17 protein-coding genes are annotated in these 19287 nt (G+C 72.6%); 8 read left to right on the top strand and 9 right to left on the bottom strand.

Annotation, left to right across the window (positions count from 1 at the left end; translation table 11 throughout):
* Nucleotides 1-30: 30 nt before the first annotated feature.
* Together murJ and DAI17_RS10780 are read right to left on the bottom strand one after the other, a co-directional pair.
* Nucleotides 31-1659, bottom strand: a complete 1629-nt coding sequence (gene murJ, locus DAI17_RS10785; protein ID WP_234412442.1) for a murein biosynthesis integral membrane protein MurJ — start codon at nucleotides 1657-1659, stop codon at nucleotides 31-33.
* Nucleotides 1656-3875, bottom strand: a complete 2220-nt coding sequence (locus DAI17_RS10780) for a DUF6049 family protein (RefSeq protein ID WP_159081477.1) — start codon at nucleotides 3873-3875, stop codon at nucleotides 1656-1658. The genes murJ and DAI17_RS10780 overlap by 4 nt, the downstream gene beginning before the upstream one ends.
* A 171-nt stretch (nucleotides 3876-4046) precedes the next feature.
* Here DAI17_RS10780 and DAI17_RS10775 point away from each other — a divergent pair, with 171 nt between their 5' ends.
* Nucleotides 4047-5492 carry a CCA tRNA nucleotidyltransferase gene (locus DAI17_RS10775; RefSeq protein ID WP_107772945.1) on the top strand — a complete coding sequence of 482 codons (1446 nt, stop codon included), beginning with the start codon at nucleotides 4047-4049 and terminating at the stop codon, nucleotides 5490-5492.
* A gap of 11 nt (nucleotides 5493-5503) precedes the next feature.
* Nucleotides 5504-5992 (top strand): SRPBCC family protein, encoded by a 489-nt coding sequence (locus DAI17_RS10770; protein WP_107772944.1) that lies wholly within the window; start codon nucleotides 5504-5506, stop codon nucleotides 5990-5992.
* A 295-nt stretch (nucleotides 5993-6287) separates the two neighbouring features.
* Here DAI17_RS10770 and DAI17_RS10765 read toward each other — a convergent pair whose 3' ends face one another.
* Nucleotides 6288-7370 carry an inositol-3-phosphate synthase gene (locus DAI17_RS10765; RefSeq protein ID WP_107772943.1) on the bottom strand — a complete coding sequence of 361 codons (1083 nt, stop codon included), beginning with the start codon at nucleotides 7368-7370 and terminating at the stop codon, nucleotides 6288-6290.
* Nucleotides 7371-7397: 27 nt separating this feature from the next.
* Nucleotides 7398-8003, bottom strand: a complete 606-nt coding sequence (locus DAI17_RS10760) for a PadR family transcriptional regulator (protein ID WP_107772942.1) — start codon at nucleotides 8001-8003, stop codon at nucleotides 7398-7400.
* 73 nt (nucleotides 8004-8076) lie between these two features.
* On the opposite strand from DAI17_RS10760, the gene DAI17_RS10755 reads away from it, so the two are divergent.
* Together DAI17_RS10755 and DAI17_RS10750 are read left to right on the top strand one after the other, a co-directional pair.
* The gene (locus DAI17_RS10755; RefSeq protein WP_107772941.1) at nucleotides 8077-10407 is read left to right on the top strand and encodes a transglycosylase domain-containing protein; all 2331 of its coding nucleotides are present in this window, start codon (nucleotides 8077-8079) and stop codon (nucleotides 10405-10407) included.
* Between the two features lie 25 nt (nucleotides 10408-10432).
* Nucleotides 10433-11878, top strand: a complete 1446-nt coding sequence (locus DAI17_RS10750) for a hypothetical protein (RefSeq protein ID WP_107772940.1) — start codon at nucleotides 10433-10435, stop codon at nucleotides 11876-11878.
* On the opposite strand, the gene DAI17_RS10745 is transcribed toward DAI17_RS10750, so the two are convergent.
* The 5 genes from DAI17_RS10745 to DAI17_RS10725 all read right to left on the bottom strand — a co-directional run bounded on the left by DAI17_RS10745 (nucleotide 11789) and on the right by DAI17_RS10725 (nucleotide 17079).
* Nucleotides 11789-12871, bottom strand: coding sequence for an alanine racemase (locus DAI17_RS10745; protein WP_107772939.1), 1083 nt, complete (start codon nucleotides 12869-12871; stop codon nucleotides 11789-11791). The genes DAI17_RS10750 and DAI17_RS10745 overlap by 90 nt on opposite strands.
* Entirely contained in the window at nucleotides 12868-14010 is a 1143-nt protein-coding gene (locus tag DAI17_RS10740; protein WP_107772938.1) for a lipid II:glycine glycyltransferase FemX, read from the bottom strand. The genes DAI17_RS10745 and DAI17_RS10740 overlap by 4 nt, the downstream gene beginning before the upstream one ends.
* A 151-nt stretch (nucleotides 14011-14161) precedes the next feature.
* Nucleotides 14162-15265 carry a galactokinase gene (gene galK / locus DAI17_RS10735; protein WP_107772937.1) on the bottom strand — a complete coding sequence of 368 codons (1104 nt, stop codon included), beginning with the start codon at nucleotides 15263-15265 and terminating at the stop codon, nucleotides 14162-14164.
* Nucleotides 15266-16060 (bottom strand): deoxyribonuclease IV, encoded by a 795-nt coding sequence (locus tag DAI17_RS10730; protein ID WP_107772936.1) that lies wholly within the window; start codon nucleotides 16058-16060, stop codon nucleotides 15266-15268.
* Nucleotides 16061-16107: 47 nt separating this feature from the next.
* A complete protein-coding gene (locus DAI17_RS10725; protein WP_234412441.1) occupies nucleotides 16108-17079 on the bottom strand; it encodes a serine/threonine-protein kinase in 972 nt (323 codons plus the stop codon).
* 180 nt (nucleotides 17080-17259) lie between these two features.
* On the opposite strand from DAI17_RS10725, the gene rpsF reads away from it, so the two are divergent.
* The 4 genes from rpsF (at nucleotide 17260) to rplI (ending at nucleotide 19045) form a co-directional block, all read left to right on the top strand.
* Nucleotides 17260-17550: a 30S ribosomal protein S6 gene (rpsF, locus tag DAI17_RS10720; RefSeq protein ID WP_107772935.1), complete on the top strand. Its 291-nt coding sequence runs from the start codon at nucleotides 17260-17262 to the stop codon at nucleotides 17548-17550.
* A 90-nt stretch (nucleotides 17551-17640) separates the two neighbouring features.
* Nucleotides 17641-18261, top strand: a complete 621-nt coding sequence (locus DAI17_RS10715) for a single-stranded DNA-binding protein (RefSeq protein ID WP_107772934.1) — start codon at nucleotides 17641-17643, stop codon at nucleotides 18259-18261.
* A gap of 83 nt (nucleotides 18262-18344) precedes the next feature.
* Nucleotides 18345-18581: a 30S ribosomal protein S18 gene (gene rpsR, locus DAI17_RS10710; RefSeq protein WP_017933521.1), complete on the top strand. Its 237-nt coding sequence runs from the start codon at nucleotides 18345-18347 to the stop codon at nucleotides 18579-18581.
* Nucleotides 18582-18598: 17 nt separating this feature from the next.
* On the top strand, nucleotides 18599-19045 hold the full coding sequence (rplI, locus tag DAI17_RS10705; RefSeq protein ID WP_107772933.1) for a 50S ribosomal protein L9: 447 nt from the start codon (nucleotides 18599-18601) through the stop codon (nucleotides 19043-19045).
* Nucleotides 19046-19287 lie beyond the last annotated feature (242 nt).

Below are 19287 nucleotides of genomic sequence, written 5' to 3'. Positions count from 1 at the left end.
ACTGGGCGCTGGACGACCTCATGGTAGGTCTCACCGGCGCCCCACCCGGGTGGCCACGCTGTCCACGAGGGAGGTCACCTCGCGGATCCGCATGAGGTACGCCGCGAGCAGCAGGACGAGCCCGCCGGCCAGCGCCGCCGAGCCGCCGCGCACCAGGGACAGCAGGATGCCGGGCTCCTCGCCCAGGCCGGCCAGCGCCTGCTCGACCGACCAGGCGGTGACCCCGGCGAGGAGGCACGCCACCGCCATCCGGACCAGGAAGCGCACCAGCGCGGGGGTCTGGAGGCCGCCCAGCGTGCGCCGCAGGACGGCGTAGCTGATCGCCGACCCCACGACGTACGACGCCAGCCAGGCCAGCACCAGCGCCGGTGACGTCTGGTCGGGCGTGGCCCGGCTCACCAACCACACGGCGGCCACGATGTTGGTGGCGGAGATGGCGCACTGGATGAAGAAGACCAGCCGGGTCTGCTCGAGGGCGTAGAAGCCGCGCAGCATCATGTAGTGGACGGTGAAGAAGACCAGCGCCGGTCCGAAGGCGGCGAGGGTGGGGGCGAACGCCCCGGGGTCGCCGGCGCCGGCCTCGAAGAGCACCCCGGCGATGTCCTCCGAGACGATCGGCACGAGCGTGGCGAACGGCAGCACGACCACCAGCGCGGTGCGCAGGGTGGAGCCGAGGGTGCGGCCCATGTCGGCCAGCCGGGCGTCGGAGGCGTAGCCGGAGAGCATCGGCAGGATCGCCGTCGTCAGCGAGACGGTCACGATCGCGTGCGGGACCATCATGATGAGGAAGCTGCTGGAGTAGACCGTGTTGCCGGTCCCGCCGCCGTTGACGGTGCCGCCGGAGGCGAGCCGGGTGACGACGATGTAGGCGACCTGGTTGACCACCACGAACAGCACGGTCCAGACGCCGAGCCGCAGCGTGTGGCCCAGGCCCGTGCCGCGGAAGTCGAAGCGCGGGTGGTAGCGGAAGCCGGCGCGGCGCAGGTAGGGCAGCAGGATGAGGAACTGGACGACGATGCCCAGCGTGGAGCCGAGGCCGAGCAGCATCTCCTGGGCGCCGGTGTAGGGACCCACCTGCTCCTCGGCACTGGGCGAGCCGAACACCACCAGGTAGAGGCTCAGCACCGCGATCGCGATCAGGTTGTTGGCGATCGGCGCCCACATCATCGGCCCGAACTTCTGCCGGGCGTTGAGCACCTGCCCGACCAGCACGAACATGCCGTAGAAGAAGACCTGGGGCAGGCAGTAGCGGGTGAACGCGATCGCCGAGTCCAGGTGCGCGGCCCGGTCGGGGTCGAAGTAGCGCTGGTCGAGGTAGACCCGGACCAGCAGCGGCGCCAGGAGGATCAGCAGGACCGTCACCACGGCCAGGAAGATCGCCGAGAGGGTGATGATGCGGGAGGCGTAGGCGTCCCCGCCGTCCTCGTCGTTCTTCATCGCCCGGACGAGCTGCGGCACGAGCACCGCGTTGAAGACGCCGCCGGCGACCAGGATGTAGACGGCGTTGGGGATCGTGTTGGCGATGGTGAAGATGTCGGCGTGCAGGGCCTGGCCCAGCGCCGCGATGATGAGCAGCGTGCGGAAGTAGCCGCTGAAGCGCGACAGGATCGTGCCGCTCGCCATCAGGGCGGTGGCGGAGAGGATCCGGGCGTCGGTCACGGGGTGGCCCCGGCAGCGTCGCCCTCGGCCCGGCGCCGGCGCACCTGGCGCACGACGCGCACCACGATGGTGCCGAACAGCAGGGCGGCCCCGAACACCAGGATGTACCAGATGATGGCGCTGACCTGGGCCGCGCGGACGGGCAGCGAGGCGGAGCCGCCCAGCGGTGTGCCGTCCTGGTCGGTGACCACGAGGCGTACGCGGTGGATGCCCAGGCGCGAGGCGGCGACGTCGAGCAGGAGGCGCGAGCGGGCGCCGGGGGCCAGGCGCAGCACGTCGGAGTCGGCGACCTCCAGCGACCCGTCGCTCTGGGCGCGCACCATGACCGTCACCGGCTGGTCCAGGCCGTTGACCACGGTGGCCCCCAGCGTGCCGTCCGCGCTGGAGAGGGTCACCGACGACGGGGCGACGACGTCGATGCCGGCGAGCTGGTCCTCGAGGTGGTTGGCCGCGCGGCGGGCCGAGGTGGCCGCGGCGGCGGCCCGGGGGCGCTGCTGCACCGACAGGGTGGCCAGGGCCTCGTCGGTCGCCTGCTGCCGCACGAGGTTGGGACTGGTCAGCACCCCGGACATCACCGCGGCCTGCTCGCGCAGCGCCCGGGCGGAGCTGAAGCTCGCGACGCCCAGCTCCTCCTCGGCGTCCTCCTCGGTGTAGCTGAGGTCGGCGGCGTCCACGGGGACGGCGTCGCGGCTCGTGATCTCCGGGACGGTCACGCCCTCGAGCCACGGGACGTCGAAGGCGCTGAAGAGGTCGGCCGGGTCCTGGGGGTACCAGTCGTCGGGCAGCACGAGCACCACGGGCGCCGTGGAGCCGGCGTTCAGGCCCAGGGCCGCCTCGCTGAGCAGCCGCTGCCGCAGCGCGAGCGGGTCGTCGGCGCTGGTCGGGGCGGGGCCACCGTCGGCGGCGCCGGAGGAGCTCACCACGACGTCGTGGTCCAGGACCCGCACCATGGAGTCCGGCGCGTCCGGGGGTACGGCGAACGAGGTGCCGCCGAGCAGGACGGTGCCCTCCGGGGCGGCGGCCCGGAGTGCGTCGGGGCTGATGATGCCGTCCGGCGGTGCCAGGGCGGGGGTGTGCGCGACGCCGAGGGCGTCCATGACCTCGCTGCCGCGGGCGACGGCGTCGGTGTGGACGTCCGGCCCGTGCGTGGCCGCGGCGGAGACGTCGAGGTCGCCGTAGGGCAGCGAGAGCACGGTGCGGCCCGCGGTGAGGGCGAGGAACCGGTCGAGCCACGCCTGGGCCACTGCGGCGACGGCCTCCTTGTCGGCGGTGAGCTGCTGCTCGGGGGGCGCGGGCGGACCGAGGGGGGCGCCGGGCCCCAGCACGACGGCCTCGGGGGGGTCGCTGGAGTCCTCCGCACCCTCGTCGTCCTCCGGGACGGCTGCCGGGTCCGGGGCCAGGCTGCGACGCGGGTTGCCCGCGGCGAGCCGGGCGACGGTCGCGAGCACGGCCGGGTCGACCAGCCACGTGAAGGGCGCCCCCGCCGCGGACTCCCCGGCGTCGAGCACGGACTCCAGGCGCCCGCCGTCGCCGAGGGAGGCGCTCCAGCGTCGTACGCCGGACACCCGACCCGCGGCGGTGTGCCGGACCTGGTCGCGGACGGGCAGGACGACCGCGGCCTCGGCGGTCTCCCGGGTGTCCTCCACGAAGGGGATGAAGGTGCGCGCGCGGCCGTCGGCGAACTCGTCACGGGGGACCGAGGAGTCGCCGATGGCGTGGACGCCGATCCAGTAGGCGCCCGGCTCGACGATGCCGAGCTGCTCGCGCGGCACCCGGATGGAGAACCCGGCCGTCTGGCCCGGCTGCAGCAGGTCGACGGTGTCGAACGACCCGGGCTCGACGACGCGGTCGCCGACGTACTGCTCGGGGTCGATGGCCGCGGACGCCGCCAGCGACGTGGAGTCGATGATCGGGGTGGTGGAGCGGAAGGCGTAGAGGTTGACCCCTGTCCACGGCTCGGCGCTCTGGTTGGTCACCGTGCCGGTGATGCGCACGGGCCGGTCGTTGTCGGTCAGGGCGGCCGGCGAGAGGGAGTCGATGTGCACGATCAGCGGCTCGGAGTCGGCCCTGGCGGGAGCGCCGGCCGCGGCGTCGAGGGGGGTGCCGAGCAGCGAGGCGAGCAGCGTCGCGACCATGGCCGCGCCCCACCGCGACCGGCCTCCCGACCTCCGCCGCCGGGCCTCCTGGGCAGGCGGGGGTGAGGACGGGCGCGGCACGCCCCGACTCTAACGTCGGCGCGGTCGACGTCGGAGAGGACTCGGCGGTGCCCGGCGGACGGCCGGGATCCCTGGCCTCGACACGCCGGTTACGACCTCGTTCCTCGGTCGCACGGCTCGCTCGACCACCGACAGCCGGTCCGCTGCGCGTCCCGGCTACGCTTGGCCCCCGTGTCCGACGCCCCGCTGCCCCCCTTCCAGATCGCCGACGTGCAGCGTCGGGTGGGGGCCGAGCTGGACCGCATCGGCCCGGTGATCGACGAGCTGGGCGCACGCTTCAGCGCCGCCGGCGAGGAGCTGGCCCTGGTGGGCGGCCCGGTCCGCGACGCGATGCTCGGCCGCCTCCAGAACGACCTGGACTTCGCCACGTCCGCGCACCCCGACGTCACCGAGCGGCTCCTCAAGGGCTGGGCGGACGCCATCTGGGACATGGGCCGGGCGTTCGGCACGATCGGCTGCCGCAAGGGGCCCTGGCAGGTCGAGGTCACGACGTACCGGGCCGAGACCTACGACCCCGCCTCCCGCAAGCCCGACGTCGAGTACGGCGACACGCTGGCCGGCGACCTCGGGCGCCGGGACTTCACGGTCAACGCGATGGCGGTGCGGGTGCCCGGCCGCGAGCTCGAGGACCTGCACGGCGGCATCCTCGACCTGGCCCACCGGGTGCTGCGGACGCCCGGCCGCCCCGAGGACTCGTTCTCCGACGACCCGCTGCGGATGATGCGGGCCGCGCGGTTCGCCGCCCAGCTCGGCTTCACCGTCGCTCCCGAGGTGGTCGCGGCGATGACCGCGATGGCCGGACGGATCGAGATCATCTCCGCCGAGCGGGTCCGCGACGAGCTCGTCAAGCTGGTCTGTGCGCCGTACCCCCGTCTCGGCCTGACCCTGCTCGTGGAGACCGGGCTCGCCGAGCACGTGCTGCCCGAGCTGCCGGCGCTCGCGCTCGAGCGCGACGAGCACCACCGGCACAAGGACGTCTACCAGCACACGCTGACGGTGCTCGAGCAGTCCATCGACCTCGAGCACCGGCTCGGGGAGGGGCCCGACTTCGTCTCCCGCTTCGCGGCGCTGATGCACGACATCGGCAAGCCGCGGACCCGGCGCTTCGAGGGCGGCGGCGTCGTGACCTTCCACCACCACGACGTGGTGGGCGCCAAGATGACCCGCAAGCGGATGCGGGCGCTGCGCTTCTCCAACTCCGACATCGACGCCGTCAGCAGGCTGGTCGAGCTGCACCTGCGCTTCCACGGCTACGGCTCGGGGGAGTGGACCGACTCGGCCGTGCGCCGCTACGTGCGCGACGCGGGCGACCAGCTCGAGAGGCTGCACGTGCTGACCCGGGCCGACTGCACGACCCGCAACAAGCGCAAGGCCGACCGGCTCCGGCGCACCTACGACTCCCTCGAGGAGCGCATCGCGCGGCTCTCGGAGGAGGAGGAGCTCGCCTCGATCCGGCCCGACCTCGACGGGAACGAGATCATGCAGGTCCTGGGCATCGGCCCCGGCCGCGAGGTGGGCGAGGCCTACCGGTTCCTGCTGGAGCTGCGGATGGACGAGGGCACGCTCACCCCCGAAGAGGCACGGACCCGCCTGCTCCAGTGGTGGGAGCAGCGCTAGCCTCACCGTCCATGAGCAGTCTCGCGAGTGCAGTCACCCAGGACGTCGAGCCGCTGATCGAGGAGAGCCTCGAGGTGGCCGCCGACCCGGTCCGGGTCTGGTCCCTGGTCTCGGACCTGCCGCGGCTGGCCGAGTGGAGCCCGCAGGTCGTGCGCTCGTTCGTGCGCACCGGACGCCCGATCCAGCTCGGCACGCGGCTGCTCAACGTCAACCGTCGCGGGCTCCTGGTGTGGCCGACCCATTCCAGGGTCGTGCGCTTCGAGCCGCACCGGGAGGTCGCCTTCCGGGTGAAGGACAACTTCACCGTCTGGTCGTTCACCCTGGAGCCGACCGAGACGGGCACGCGCGTGGTGCACCGGCGCGAGGCGCCCGACGGGATCTCGTCGGTCTCCGACCGGCTCACCAAGCGCTTCCTCGGCGGGGTGCCGGCCTTCCAGGCCGAGCTCCGTGAGGGGATGCGGGAGACGCTGGCCGGCATCAAGGCCGCCGCCGAGTCCTGACGCCTCGCGCGTCGTCGTACGACGAGGACCGGCGGTCCACCCCCCCTGGTGCGGACCGCCGGTCTGGGGCTGTCGCCCCCCGTGGACGACAGCTCCTCGTCCCCCGTAGGCCATCGCCGTACCCCCCGGTTCTGCGTGAGCCACCCGTACAGAGCGCCGTCTCGCGCCCCTGATACGCCCCGCGCCGACCGGTCTGGACCAGTACTGTCGGCGCTTCTCGCCGAAGCACCGAAATGCCGACAGCCCCGGCGCGGGGCCGGGGCTGTCGGGGTCGTGCTCAGGTGCTGGGCGAGGATCAGTCGCCCTTGATGAACTTCTCGAGCTCGGCGCGGCCGAGGTCGTCGGGCATCTGCACCGGCGGGGACTTCATCAGGTAGGTCGAGGCCGGGATGATCGGGCCGCCGACGCCGCGGTCCATGGCGATCTTGGCGGCGCGCACGGCGTCGATGATGATGCCCGCGGAGTTGGGGGAGTCCCAGACCTCGAGCTTGTACTCGAGGTTGAGCGGCACGTCGCCGAACGCCCGGCCCTCGAGGCGGACGTATGCCCACTTGCGGTCGTCGAGCCACGCCACGTAGTCCGAGGGACCGATGTGGACGTTGCGGTCGCTGATCTTGTCGGCCAGCTCGCCCTTGAGGTTGGAGGTGACGGCCTGGGTCTTGGAGACCTTCTTGGACTCCAGGCGCTCGCGCTCGAGCATGTTCTTGAAGTCCATGTTGCCGCCGACGTTGAGCTGGTAGGTGCGGTCCAGCGTGACGCCGCGGTCCTCGAACAGCTTGGCCATCACGCGGTGGGTGATGGTCGCGCCGACCTGCGACTTGATGTCGTCGCCGACGATCGGGACGCCCGCGTCCTCGAACTTCTTGGCCCACTCGGGGTCGGAGGCGATGAAGACGGGCAGCGCGTTGACGAAGCCGACGCCGGCGTCGATGGCGCACTGGGCGTAGAACTTGTCGGCCTCCTCCGAGCCCACCGGGAGGTAGGAGACGAGGACGTCGACCTTCGCGTCCTTGAGCACCTGGACCACGTCGACCGGCTCGGCCGGCGACTCGTCGATGGTGGCGCGGTAGTACTTGCCGAGGCCGTCGAGGGTGGGGCCACGCAGGACCTCGACACCCTTGGTCGGCACGTCGGCGATCTTGATGGTGTTGTTCTCCGACGCGTTGATCGCCTCGGACAGGTCCTTGCCGACCTTCTTGTCGTCGACGTCGAAGGCGGCGACGAACTCGACGTCACCCACGTGGTAGTCGCCCAGCTTGACGTGCATGAGTCCGGGCACGGTGGTCGCCGGGTCGGCGTCGCGGTAGTACTCGACGCCCTGGATGAGCGAGGTGGCGCAGTTGCCGACTCCCGCGATTGCTACTCGTACCGAACCCATGGGGCTCTCCTTGTCTGGCTGGTCTGGCTAGTTGTCTGTACTGGTGCTGGCGGTGCTGGGGGTTGTGCTCGGGGTGGTGCTGCTGACCTGGTCGGACGACTCCCCACGCTCGGCCCGGATGAGGTCGGAGAGCCAGCGCACCTCGCGCTCGACCGACTCCACGCCGTGCCGCTGGAGCTCGGCGGCGTAGCGGTCGACCTCGGCCTGGGTGCGCTCGAGGTCCTGCTGGACCCGGGCGAGCCGCTCCTGGAGCCGGGTACGCCGTCCCTCGAGGACGCGCAGCCGGATCTCCATGTCGGTGGAGGAGAAGAAGGCGAAGCGGATGTCGAAGTTGTCGTCCTCCCACGCGGTGGGACCGACCTCGGACATCAGCCGCGAGAACTCCTCGGTGCCGGCCTCGGTGACCTGGTAGACGATGCGCGGTCGCCTGGTCACCGCGGTGGTGCTCGTGAGCTCCTCGATGAGACCGGTGCGCAGCATCTTCTTCAGGGCCGGGTAGAGGGAGCCGTAGGACAGCACCCGCCCCCAGCCGAGCATCAGGTTGAGGCGCTTGCGGAGCTCGTAGCCGTGCATGGGTGCCTCGTGCAGCAGTCCGAGGACTGCGAGCTCGATGGTCTCTCCGCGACGTGCCACGTGACCTATCGTAGCGATATATCCGGCGTTCGCGAAGCGGCACCTGCGCAAGCGTGGTCGTACCCTTGCCGCCGTGAGTGCCAAGCGCAGAGCAGACGGACCGGCGGTCAAGCGCCGACCCACCAAGCCCCGCCGGACCACCGGACAGCGGATCGGCAGCCTGGCCAAGAAGCTGCTCGTGGTCGGCGTCGTGGTGGCGGCCCTCGGTGCGCTCGCGTTCTTCGTGCTCTACCGGGCGATCGCGATCCCCGAGCCCAACGAGGCGTTCAAGGCCCAGACGACGTTCGTCTACTACGCCGGCGGCAAGCAGGAGCTCGGCACCTTCTACGACGACCAGAACAGAGTGTCCATCCCGCTCTCGGAGATGCCGCAGACCATGCAGGACGCCGTGGTCGCGGCCGAGAACCAGAGCTTCTGGACCGACCAGGGCATCGACCCCAAGGGCATCCTGCGCGCGGCGTTCTCCAACGCCGCCGGCAACGACCGCCAGGGTGCGTCGACGATCACCCAGCAGTACGTGAAGATCCTCTACCTGACCAGCGAGCAGAGCTACCAGCGCAAGATCAAGGAAGCGATCGTCTCGCTCAAGATCCAGAACGAGCTGAGCAAGGCCGAGATCCTCGAGGGCTACCTCAACACCATCTACTTCGGCCGGGGCGCCTACGGCATCCAGGCCGCGGCCCAGGCCTTCTTCGACAAGGACGCCGCGGACCTCAACCTCCGCGAGAGCGCCGTGCTGGCCACCGTCCTCAACAACCCCTCCCGCTACGACCCCGACGGGGGCCGGGAGGCACGCCAGGCGCTCAAGGAGCGCTACGCCTACGTCCTCGAGGCGATGGTGGACACCGGCGCCATCAGCGCCGAGAAGTCGGAGAAGGCGGTCAAGCGGCTGCCGAAGTTCCCCGAGATCGCGGCCCAGAGCCAGTACGGCGGCCAGCGCGGCCACATGCTCGCCCTGGTCAAGAAGGAGCTGCTCGCCACCGGCGAGTTCACCGAGGAGCAGATCGACGGCGGCGGCCTGCGGATCACCACCACCTTCACGCCCCAGGCCATGGAGGCGGTCGAGCGCGGGGTCGAGGAGCAGCGGCCGGCGGGCTTCGACAAGCAGCTGCACGTGGGCGCGGCGACCGTGGAGGTCGGCACCGGTGCCCTGCGTGGGTTCTACGGCGGCCAGGACTACCTCGACTCCCAGATCAACTGGGCGGTCGCGGGCGGCATGGCCGGCTCGACGATGAAGGCCGCCACCGACGTGGCCGCGATCCGCGAGGGTTTCTCGCTCGAGGACACCTTCGAGGGCAACAGCCCGATCGACATCGCCGGCACCGAGTTCGAGAACCAGGGGGACACCGACTACGGCTCGGCGGTCTCGATGATCGAGGCGACCGAGAACTCGGTCAACACCGCCTTCGTCGACATGGTCGACTCCATGCCCGACGGGCCCGCGAAGGTCATCCAGGCCGCCGAGGACATGGGCATCCCGGGCAACCGCCCCGGCCGCTGGGGCATCCCCAACAAGTCCGTGGACTTCCAGGAGAACATCGGCGTCACCCTCGGCACCGCCCAGGTCAGCCCGATCAACATGGCCAACGCCTACGCGACCCTCGCCGGCGGCGGCACCCGCAGCAAGGTGCACGTCGTGGAGAAGGTCGTCGACCGCGACGGCGAGACCGTCTACGACTTCTCCCCCGACAACGAGCAGACCGTCGACGAGGACATCGCCGCCGACGTCAGCTACGCCCTCCAGCAGGTCGTGCAGAGCGGGTCGGGCACCGAGGCGCTCGCGCTCGCCCGGCCGGCGGCCGGCAAGACGGGCACCGCCACCAACGACGACAACGAGGTGTCCTCCTCCTGGTTCGTCGGCTACACCCCGCAGATGTCCACGGCCGTCATGTACGTCCGTGGCCGCGGCCGCGAGGCGCTCGACGGGTGGCTGCCCACCAGCTCGGACGGCAAGCTCGGCTACTTCGGCGGCAACTACCCCGCCAAGACCTGGACCTCGATCATGCAGTCGGTGATGGAGGGCATGGACGTCGAGGAGTTCCCCGAGCCGGTGTTCGTCGACGGCGAGGCACCCGACGACGGGCACGAGCCCTACGTCCCGCCGCCGCCGCCGACCACCGCACCGCCCGCTCCGTCGCCCAAGCCGACGAAGAAGCCGAGCCGGACGCCGACGATCCAGACCGAGGAGCCGTCGCCGACGGAGACCCCGACGGAGACGCCGACCGAGACGGTCACGCCCACGCCGACCCCCACCCCGACACCCACGCCGACCCCGACGGTGCCGGCCCCGCCGCCCACCGAGACGGCGCCGCCGCCGAGCGCCCCGACGAGCCCGACCGCGGCGCCGTCGCGGACGACGTACGCCTCGCCGACGAACCGCCGCCTGGCCACCTCACGTCCGTGATGCGACTCCCGCACCGGGGCGCGCGGTGACGTCCCGGGTCCACCCGACCCGCGAAGACCCGCTGGTCCGGTCGGTCAGCGAGGTGGTCGGTGGGCCGGCAGGCGACCACGCCGGGAGCCACCCGTGGTGGAGCCCGCTGCGGGTCGTGCTGCTGCTGGCCACGCTCGCGCTGTCGCTGGGGATGGTGGCCAAGGCGCCGTGCCTCGACGTCGCCGGGGAGGGCGGGACGGGGAGGTACGCCGCGCTGTGCTGGTCCGACGTCGCGCAGGCCTACGTCGACCGCGGGCACGCCGAGCTCGCCTGGCCGTTCACCGACGACGCGGGGGTCCGGGAGCGCTACGCGGCCGGCTGGCACCCGCCGGTGCCGGCGTACGTCGCCGCGGCTGCCGCCCGGGTGACCCACGTGCTCGCCGGCTCGCCCGACCTCGACGGGCGTCGGTCCCAGGGGGTGGCGGACGTCTCGGTCGAGCCCGAGGTGCACCGCGAGGCGCGGCTCTTCACCGCCGTGACCGCCGTCTGGCTGGCCGCGGCCGGGCTGCTCGCGGCGGGGCTGCTCGTCGGCGTGCGGCGCCGCCGCCCCTGGGACGCCGCGGCCTTCGCCGCCGCGCCCGTGCTCGTGCTGTTCTGGCCGATCACCTGGGACCTGCTCGCCGCCGCCGCGGTGGCCGCGGTGCTCTGGGGCTGGGCCCGCGGACGGCCCGCGGTCACGGGCGTGGCGCTGGGCCTGGGGGCCGCCACCTCACCCCTGGTCGCCCTCCTCGTGGTGCCGATCCTGGTGGTCGGGTCGCGTGACCGGCGCTGGGCGGAGGCGTGGCGGGCACTGGCCGTGGCCGCGGCGACCTGGCTGCTGGCCAACCTGCCTGCGTACCTCTCCTCGCCCAGCTCCTGGCGCGCGTCCTGGCAGGGCTACCTGCACGGCGTGGACGTCGGCTCGGTGTGGCTGCTGGTCCAGCAGGCCGGCAACACCGAGACCACGCGCGGGACGGTGCTCACGGTCACCGGCGTGCTGCTCGTCGCGTGGCTGGCCGTCGTCGCGCTCGTGGGGCTGCGCAGCCGGCTGTCGCTCGCCGCGCTGGGCACGCTGGCCGTGGCGGGCGCGCTGCTGGTCGGCCCGGCGTCCGCGCCGTCGTACGCGCTGGTGCTGCTGCCGCTGGCCGCGGTCGCGGTGGAGCGCTGGCGCGACCTGCTGGTCTGGCAGTCGGGCGAGGTGCTGCACTTCGCGCTGCTCGGCTGGTACCTCGGTGGGCTGCTCGCCCCCTCCGGCGGTGGGGACGCGCGCGCCTACTGGTGGGGGATGGTCGCGCGGCTGCTCGGCCTGGCCTGGCTGGTGGCCGCGGTGCTCCTGCGGGCCGGGCGGCCCGGAGGGCCGGTCGGTGAGGGCTCAGTCGACGACGACGGCGTCGAAGTCGGTCGCGGTGAAGCGCACCCGCACGTCGATGTCCTCGCCGATGGCGGGCACCCGCGCGCCTGAGGGCACGAAGAGCATCGAGGCCTGCATGTGCGGCGGCTCGGCGAAGAGCCGCTGCTTGCCGTCGATGGAGAACGGCGAGCGGACGAGACCGACCGCGTCCATGCCGCCGCGGGCCAGGGTCGCCGCCCGGGCCCGCAAGGACTGGTCGCCGGTGGGGGCCTCGAGGCCGATGCCGTGCGCCGTGCCCCCGCTGACCACCAGGAGGTGCCCGCCCTTGGGCATCGAGCGACCGCGGTAGCCGAAGGCCTCGCCGCGCTCGATCGGGTGCACGTCCAGCACCGTGGAGGTGACCCGCAGCGCGCCGCGGTCCCCGAGCCACAGGTCGGTGCCGATGCGTGGCCGGAAGGTGAAGTCGGGGTACGCCGCCCGCAGGCGGGTGAGCTCGTCGCGGGTGAGGTGGCTGACGAAGACCGTACGCGTGGTGAGCCCGGCGGCGACCGCGTCGTTGACCAGGCGGGTGACCTCGCCCAGGTGGGAGGCCGTGTTGAGCGGCAGGTGCAGGGCGACGCCGCGCAGCCCGCCGAGCCGGCGCTCGGCGACGAGCCGGCCAGCCTCGTCGAGCTCGCGCCGGGTCATGCCGTGCCGACGCATCGAGGTGAGCTGCTCGAGCACGAACCGCGCGTGCGGGTCGCGGTCGGTGAGGTCGCGCAGGTCCTCCACGCGGCTGATGGTGTGCACCACGCGGTGGTCGCGGGCCTCGGGGACCTCGACCGCGCCGCCCACCGGCCGCCACGGGGTGAGCACGAGCAGGTCGCCGGCGTAGCGGGTCAGGGCCTGCGCCAGCTCGCGGTAGGTGCCGACCGCCACGAGGTCGACCTGCGTGCCGGTCTGGTCGGCGTGCTCGTGCAGCCACTGGGCGCGCCGGGCGAGCCGGCCGATGGTGAAGCCGTAGCCGTTGCCCTTGGCGACCGGGACGATGCCGGGGTGGTCGGTGGCGGTGGCGAGCAGGTGGCGCCGCCAGCGCTCGCCGTCGACGGTGAGTCGCAACGTCATCCGCGTCGCCTCATGTAGAGGTCGAAGGCCTTGTAGAGCGGCTTGTTGAGGGGGAGGTCCCACTCGCCGACGTACTCCACGGCCTCGCCGCCGGTGCCGACCTTGAACTGGATCAGCCCGACGTGCGGGTCGTCGGCGTCGAGGGTGTCGGTGATGCCGCGCAGGTCGTAGACCTCGGCGCCGGCCGCCAGCGCGTCCTGGACCATCGCCCACTGGACGGCGTTGGAGCCGCGGACCTCGCGCTTCTCGGTGGAGCTGGCGCCGTAGGAGTACCAGGCGTGGGTGCCGACGCGGATGGCGATGGTGCTGGCGACGAGGTCTCCCTCGTGGCGGGCGGTCCAGAGCGAGATGCGCCCGTCCGCCTCGGCCGAGAGGGCGTCGTACATGGTCTCGAAGTAGCGCAGCCCGCGCGGGGTGAAGTGGTCGCGCTCGGCCGTGTGGACGTAGAGGTCGTGGAAGGCCTTGAGGTCCTCGCGGTTGCCCCGCTCGACCACGACGCCCTGCTTGGCGGCCTTCTTGATGTTGCGGCGCCACAGCTGGTTCATCCCGGCGAGGACCTCGTCCTCGGTGCGGGCGGTGCCGTCGTCGTGGGTGAGCGGGATGACGAAGTTGTACTGCGGCTGGCCGGCCGCGAAGCCGCCCTCGACCGCCTGGGGACGCCACCCGAGCTCGTGGAGCTGGGCGACCACGGAGGCTCCGGTGCGGGAGCGCTCGAGCGGGGGCACGTCGCTGAGCCGGCGCACGCCCTCGTCGGCGATGCCCTCCTTGACCTGGGCGGCGCTCCAGCGACGCGTGACCACGGGCGGGCCCATCCGGACGCCGAAGGCGCCCTGCCGGGACAGGTGCCGGGTCAGGGGCGCGAGCCACGCGTCGAGGTCGTCGGTCGCCCAGTCGATGACCGGGCCCTCGGGGAGGTAGGCGAGGTAGCGCCGGACCTTGGGGAGCTGGCGGTAGAGCACCAGGGCGGCGCCGACCATCTCGGCGTCCCGGAACCACCCGAGCGACTCGGCACGCCACTCCGGCTTGACCTGCGCCCAGCCCGGGGTCTGCAGGAAGCTCGCGCTCGGCTGGGCGGCGACGTACGCGGCGTGCTCGTCGGTCGTGATGGCCCGGACGGTCAGGGGAGTCGGAGTCGTCACCCGCTGAGGCTACAGGGGCCCGGATGCGTGGCAGGGACCAGACAAGACCCCCGTACCTGTCCGGTCCCTGCTCACTGCTCCAGACGCAACGGCGGCATGGTTGGTTGCGCTGAACAAGGCAAAATCCTCCGGACCGGCTCCCGGGCCGGTCTCAGTCGCGGCCGGCACCCCGGGAGGGGGTCACCTCGAGGACGTCGGGCGCCGGCGACCCGGCCGCCGTGGCCGCCGCCGCGACGGCCTCGCGCACCGGCTCGACCGCGGCCCGGGGCACCAGTGCGACGACCGCGCCCCCGAAGCCGCCGCCCGTCATCCGGGCGCCGAGGGCGCCGGCCCGCGTCGCCGCCTCGACCACCCGGTCCACGTCGGGCACCGAGTTCTCGAAGTCGTCGCGCATCGAGGCGTGCGAGGCGGTCATCAGCGGTCCCATGGCCGCGAGGTCGCCGCGCCGGGCGAGGTCGACGCAGTCGAGGACGCGCTGGTTCTCGGTGAGGACGTGCCGGGCCCGGCGCCGGGTCTCGTCGTCGGCCAGCGCGGCCAGCGCGGCCCCGACGTCGTCCACCTCCCGCAGGGAGTCGACGCCGAGCTCGCGCGCGGCCCGCTCGCAGGCCTCACGACGGGAGGCGTAGGCGCCGTCGACGAGCGTGTGCGGGGCGTGCGGATCGATGACGAGCAGCGTCAGGCCCACCGCCTCGAGGTCGCAGGGGACCGGCTCGACGGTGAGGTCCCGGGCGTCGAAGAAGGAGAGGTGGCCGGCCCGCGACCGCAGGATCGCCGTCTGGTCGAGCAGACCGGTGGGGGCGCCGACGTAGGTGTTCTCCGCCCGCTGCACCAGCAGCGCCAGCTCCTCGACGGGCACCTCCTCGCCCGCGAGCCCCAGCAGGGCGAGAGCCACGGCGCACTCCAGGGAGTGCGACGACGAGAGCCCGCCCCCGCGCGGGACGGTGCTGGAGATCTCGAGGTCGGCCCCGTCCAGCGGATGGCCGAGGTGCTCCCCGAGCACCCACGCGACGCCGGCGACGTAGGCGCCCCAGCCGGTCACCTCGCCCGGCGTCGTGGAGGTCGCGAACCCGACCTCGGGCAGGTCGCCCGACCGGGCCGTGATGCGGCCGTCGGTGCGCGGCCGGGCGACGACGGTGGTGCGCTGGGGCAGCGCGAAGGGCAGCGCGAAGCCGGCGTTGTAGTCGGTGTGGTCACCGACCAGGTTGACCCGCCCCGGTGCGGACCAGGTCTGGGCGCGGTCCTGGCTGGTGGCCATTCAGACGCGCTCGCGCAGCCAGGCGATGTCGTCGGCGTGCTCGTCGGGACCGCCCGGGGTCTCGAGGCAGACGGGGGCCCCGGCGTCGCGGACGACGGCGGCGAGGAGGTCGGGGTCGATGTGGCCCGCGCCGAGGCTGGCGTGCCGGTCGGCGCCGGAGTCGAAGGCGTCGCGGCTGTCGTTGCAGTGCACGAGGTCGATGCGCCCGGTGATGGCGCGGACGTCCTCGACGACGGTCTCCAGCGGGTTGCCGCCGGCGTGGGCGTGGCAGGTGTCGAGGCAGAAGCCCACCATGTCGGCCTGCTCGGTGCCGCCGATCGCGTCCCACACGCCGGCGATGCGGTCGAGGTAGCGGGTCATGGCGTTGTCGCCGCCCGCGGTGTTCTCGATGAGCAGCGGGAGCTTGAGGTCGGTGGCCTCGACCGCCTTGCGCCAGTTGTCGAAGCCCACCGCGGGGTCGTCGGACTTGTTGACGTGCCCGCCGTGCACGATCAGCCCCTTGGCGCCGATCTCGGCGGCCGCGTCGACGTGCTGCTGGAGGAGCTTGCGGCTCGGGATGCGGATCCGGTTGTTGGTGGTGGCGACGTTGACGATGTAGGGCGCGTGGACGTAGAGGTCGATGCCCGCCTCCTCGGCGGCCGCGCGCAGGGCCGCCGCGCCCCCGGCGTACCGCACCTCGGGTCCCTTGTAGCCCTGCGGGTCGCCGAGGAAGAACTGCACCAGCGGCGCCTGCCGGGCCTGCGCCTCGGCGATCGGGTCGGTCTGGTCGACGTGCGCGCCGATGCGGATGCTCATGGCACCAGAGGCTAGTCGCGGCCGGGGACAGGGGGGTCCGCGCCGCTTCAGAGCAGTACGACGGCGGCGCAGGCCGCGAGCACCCCGAGGCAGGCGGCCACCCCGGCCCACCCCCACCAGTCGACCGGCGCCCGGCCGGTCCGCGCGCCGCCGTGCCAGGCGGAGCCCGTGCCCGGCAGGGCGGGGAGCCGGTCGGGGACGCCGGGCCCCGGCTCGGGCGCGATGTCGAGGCGACGCAGCAGCCGCAGGGCGGCATCGGCGGAGGCGAGCCGCTGCTCGGGGTCGATCACCAGCAGCCGCTCGAGCAGCGGGCGGAGCCGGCTCGACCCGATCCCGGACTGCTGCCACGGGGGCAGGCCGGTGACCAGCTGGAGGCCGACCCGGCCGACTGCGTAGAGGTCCTGGCAGGGGTCGGGAAGGGCGCCCCGCGCCTGCTCGGGCGCCATGTAGCCGTCGGTGCCGATCGCGCCGGGCACGGTGGTGTAGCGCCGGTCCGCGACGGGCGCGGCCACGCCGAAGTCGCCGAGGCGCAGGTGCGGGTCGCCGGCGCCCGTCGCGTCCAGGAGGAGGTTGGCAGGCTTGACGTCGCGGTGCACGAGCCCGGCGGCATGGACCGCCGCGAGCGCCATGAGGAGCTGCTCGACCAGCCGCGCGGCGTACCCCACGGGCAGGGGGCCGTGCTCGTCGAGGAGCTGCTGGACCGAGCCGCCGGGGACCAGGTCCATGGCGAGCACGACGAGATCGTCCTCCGCGGCCCAGCCGGTCGGCGCGACCACGTGAGGGTGCCGGACCCGGATGGCCTGCTCGCGCACGAAGCGGGCGAGCAGGCTCGCGGAGTGCTGCCCGAGCACCTTGACCGCGACGAGGTCGCCGGTGCGGGTGTCGCGGGCCCGCCACACCGAGCCCATGCCGCCCGCGCCGACCTGGTCGAGCAGCTCGTAGGGACCCGCCGTGGCGAGCCCGGCGCGGCCTGGGCCGGGCGGCCGGGACGAGCGGGTCGAGGGGGCGGGAACGGGCACCGCCACGACGTTAGCGACGTACGCCGATCCGCGTCGTACGTCGTCCACAGGCACGCTCCGCCGCGGATTGCCGGGGGGCGGCGGGCCGCTGCTAGCCTTGCCTGTCGCCCCCGTCCGATGGGGGCATCCTCCTGCCACGGATCGTCCGTGGCCGCATGAGTCCGAAGGAGGTAGCCACGCATGACGCGTGCCTACGAAGTGATGGTGATCCTCGACCCCAGCCTCGAGGAGCGCACCATCGAGCCGTCGCTCGACAAGTACCTCAACGTCATCCGCAAGGACGGCGGGTCCGTCGACAAGGTCGACGTGTGGGGCCGGCGCCGCCTGGCCTACGAGATCAAGAAGAACGCCGAGGGCATCTACGCCGTGATCTCGCTGCAGGCCGAGCCTGCGACCGTCAAGGAGTTCGACCGCCAGCTCGGGCTGAACGAGTCGATCCTGCGCACCAAGGTCCTCCGCCCCACGCTCTGAGCGTGGCTTGTGGAAAGACCCGTCCCGATGTCGGTGGCTTAGGCAACGATGGCCCCCGACCTCACATCGTGATCTTTAGGGAGTCCTGACATGGCAGGCGAGACCGTCATCACCGTCGTCGGCAACCTCGTCGACGATCCGGAGCTGCGCTTCACCCCCTCGGGGGCTGCGGTGGCCAACTTCCGGATCGCGTCGACGCCGCGCACCTTCGACCGGCAGACCAACGAGTGGAAGGACGGCGACGCGCTGTTCCTCTCCTGCTCGGTCTGGCGGCAGGCCGCGGAGAACGTCGCCGAGTCCCTCCAGCGCGGCATGCGTGTCGTGGTGCAGGGCCGTCTCAAGTCGCGCCAGTACGAGACCCGCGAGGGTGAGAAGCGCACCGTCTTCGAGATCGAGGTCGAGGAGGTCGGCCCGTCGCTCAAGTACGCGACGGCCAAGATCTCCAAGACCTCCCGCTCCGGCTCCGGCGGGGGCGGCGGTTTCGGCGGCGGCAGCGGCTCGTCCGGCGGCGACGACCCGTGGGCCACGCCCGCCCCCCAGGGCGGCGGGCAGGGCGGCGGCTACGGCGGCGGCCAGCCCGCGCAGTCCGGTGGCGGCTACGGCGGCCAGCAGGGCGGCGGCGGTTACGGCGGCCAGCAGGGCGGCGGGCAGCAGCCCAACGACCCCTGGGGTGCCCCCGGCGTCGGCGGCTCGGACGAGCCTCCCTTCTGATCCGAAGAACCCATCCGAAATCACCTCAACCATTCCGGGCCAGTAACCACTCTGGGCCGGGCTTCTAGGAAGGAAGCACCACAATGGCCAAGGCAGTGATCCGCAAGCCCAAGAAGAAGGTTTGCCAGTTCTGCAAGGAGAAGGCGACCGGTGTCGACTACAAGGACACCACCCTGCTCCGCAAGTTCATCTCCGACCGCGGCAAGATCCGCGCGCGTCGCGTGACCGGCAACTGCGTCCAGCACCAGCGCGACGTGGCCATCGCGGTCAAGAACGCCCGCGAGGTCGCCCTGCTGCCCTACACGTCCACCGGTCGCTGAGAGAGGGAAGAGACGACATGAAGCTCATCCTGACCCAGGAGGTCGACGGCCTCGGTGCCCCCGGCGACGTGGTCGAGGTCAAGGACGGCTACGGCCGCAACTACCTCGTGCCCCGTGGCCTCGGCATCCGCTGGACCCGTGGCGGCGAGAAGACCGTCGAGTCGATCAAGACCGCCCGCTCGGCCCGTGCCGCGCGCGACGCCGACCACGCCAAGGAGATCAAGACCAAGATCGAGGGCTCCTCGGTCGCGGTCAAGGTCCGCGCCGGTGAGGGCGGCCGCCTGTTCGGCGCCGTCACCACCGCGGAGATCGCCGACGCGATCAGCGAGGTCTCGGGCGAGAACGTCGACCGCCGCACCATCGTGGTCGCCAACCCGATCAAGTCGCTCGGTGCCCACGAGGTGTCGGTCAAGCTGCACGCCGAGGTGTCGGCCACGGTCGCCCTCAACGTGATCCCCGCCTGACGGACTCACTGCCTGCGCGGCCCGTTCCCTCCGGGGAGCGGGCCGCGTCTGCATTTCCGGGGGTCCGGTGCTGTCGGAGTCACCGCTTCAGCGGTGATTCCCCCGGTTGCTGGCCGGGCGTAGTCGATCGGTCGAAGCAACGCTGATTTTTGAGGAGCGTTGCGGATGCCGAAGTGGATCTCGTTTGAGACCGAGGAGGAGTTCTTCAACCTGGTGTGTAGTGGTGCGCCGATCGCACACGC

The organism is Nocardioides sediminis (genome assembly GCF_003047295.1).
In the GTDB taxonomy this organism is placed as follows: Bacteria; Actinomycetota; Actinomycetes; order Propionibacteriales; family Nocardioidaceae; genus Nocardioides; species Nocardioides sediminis.
The sequence above is the reverse complement of the archived record's forward strand: the minus strand, read 5'-3'. Positions and strand labels throughout refer to the sequence as shown.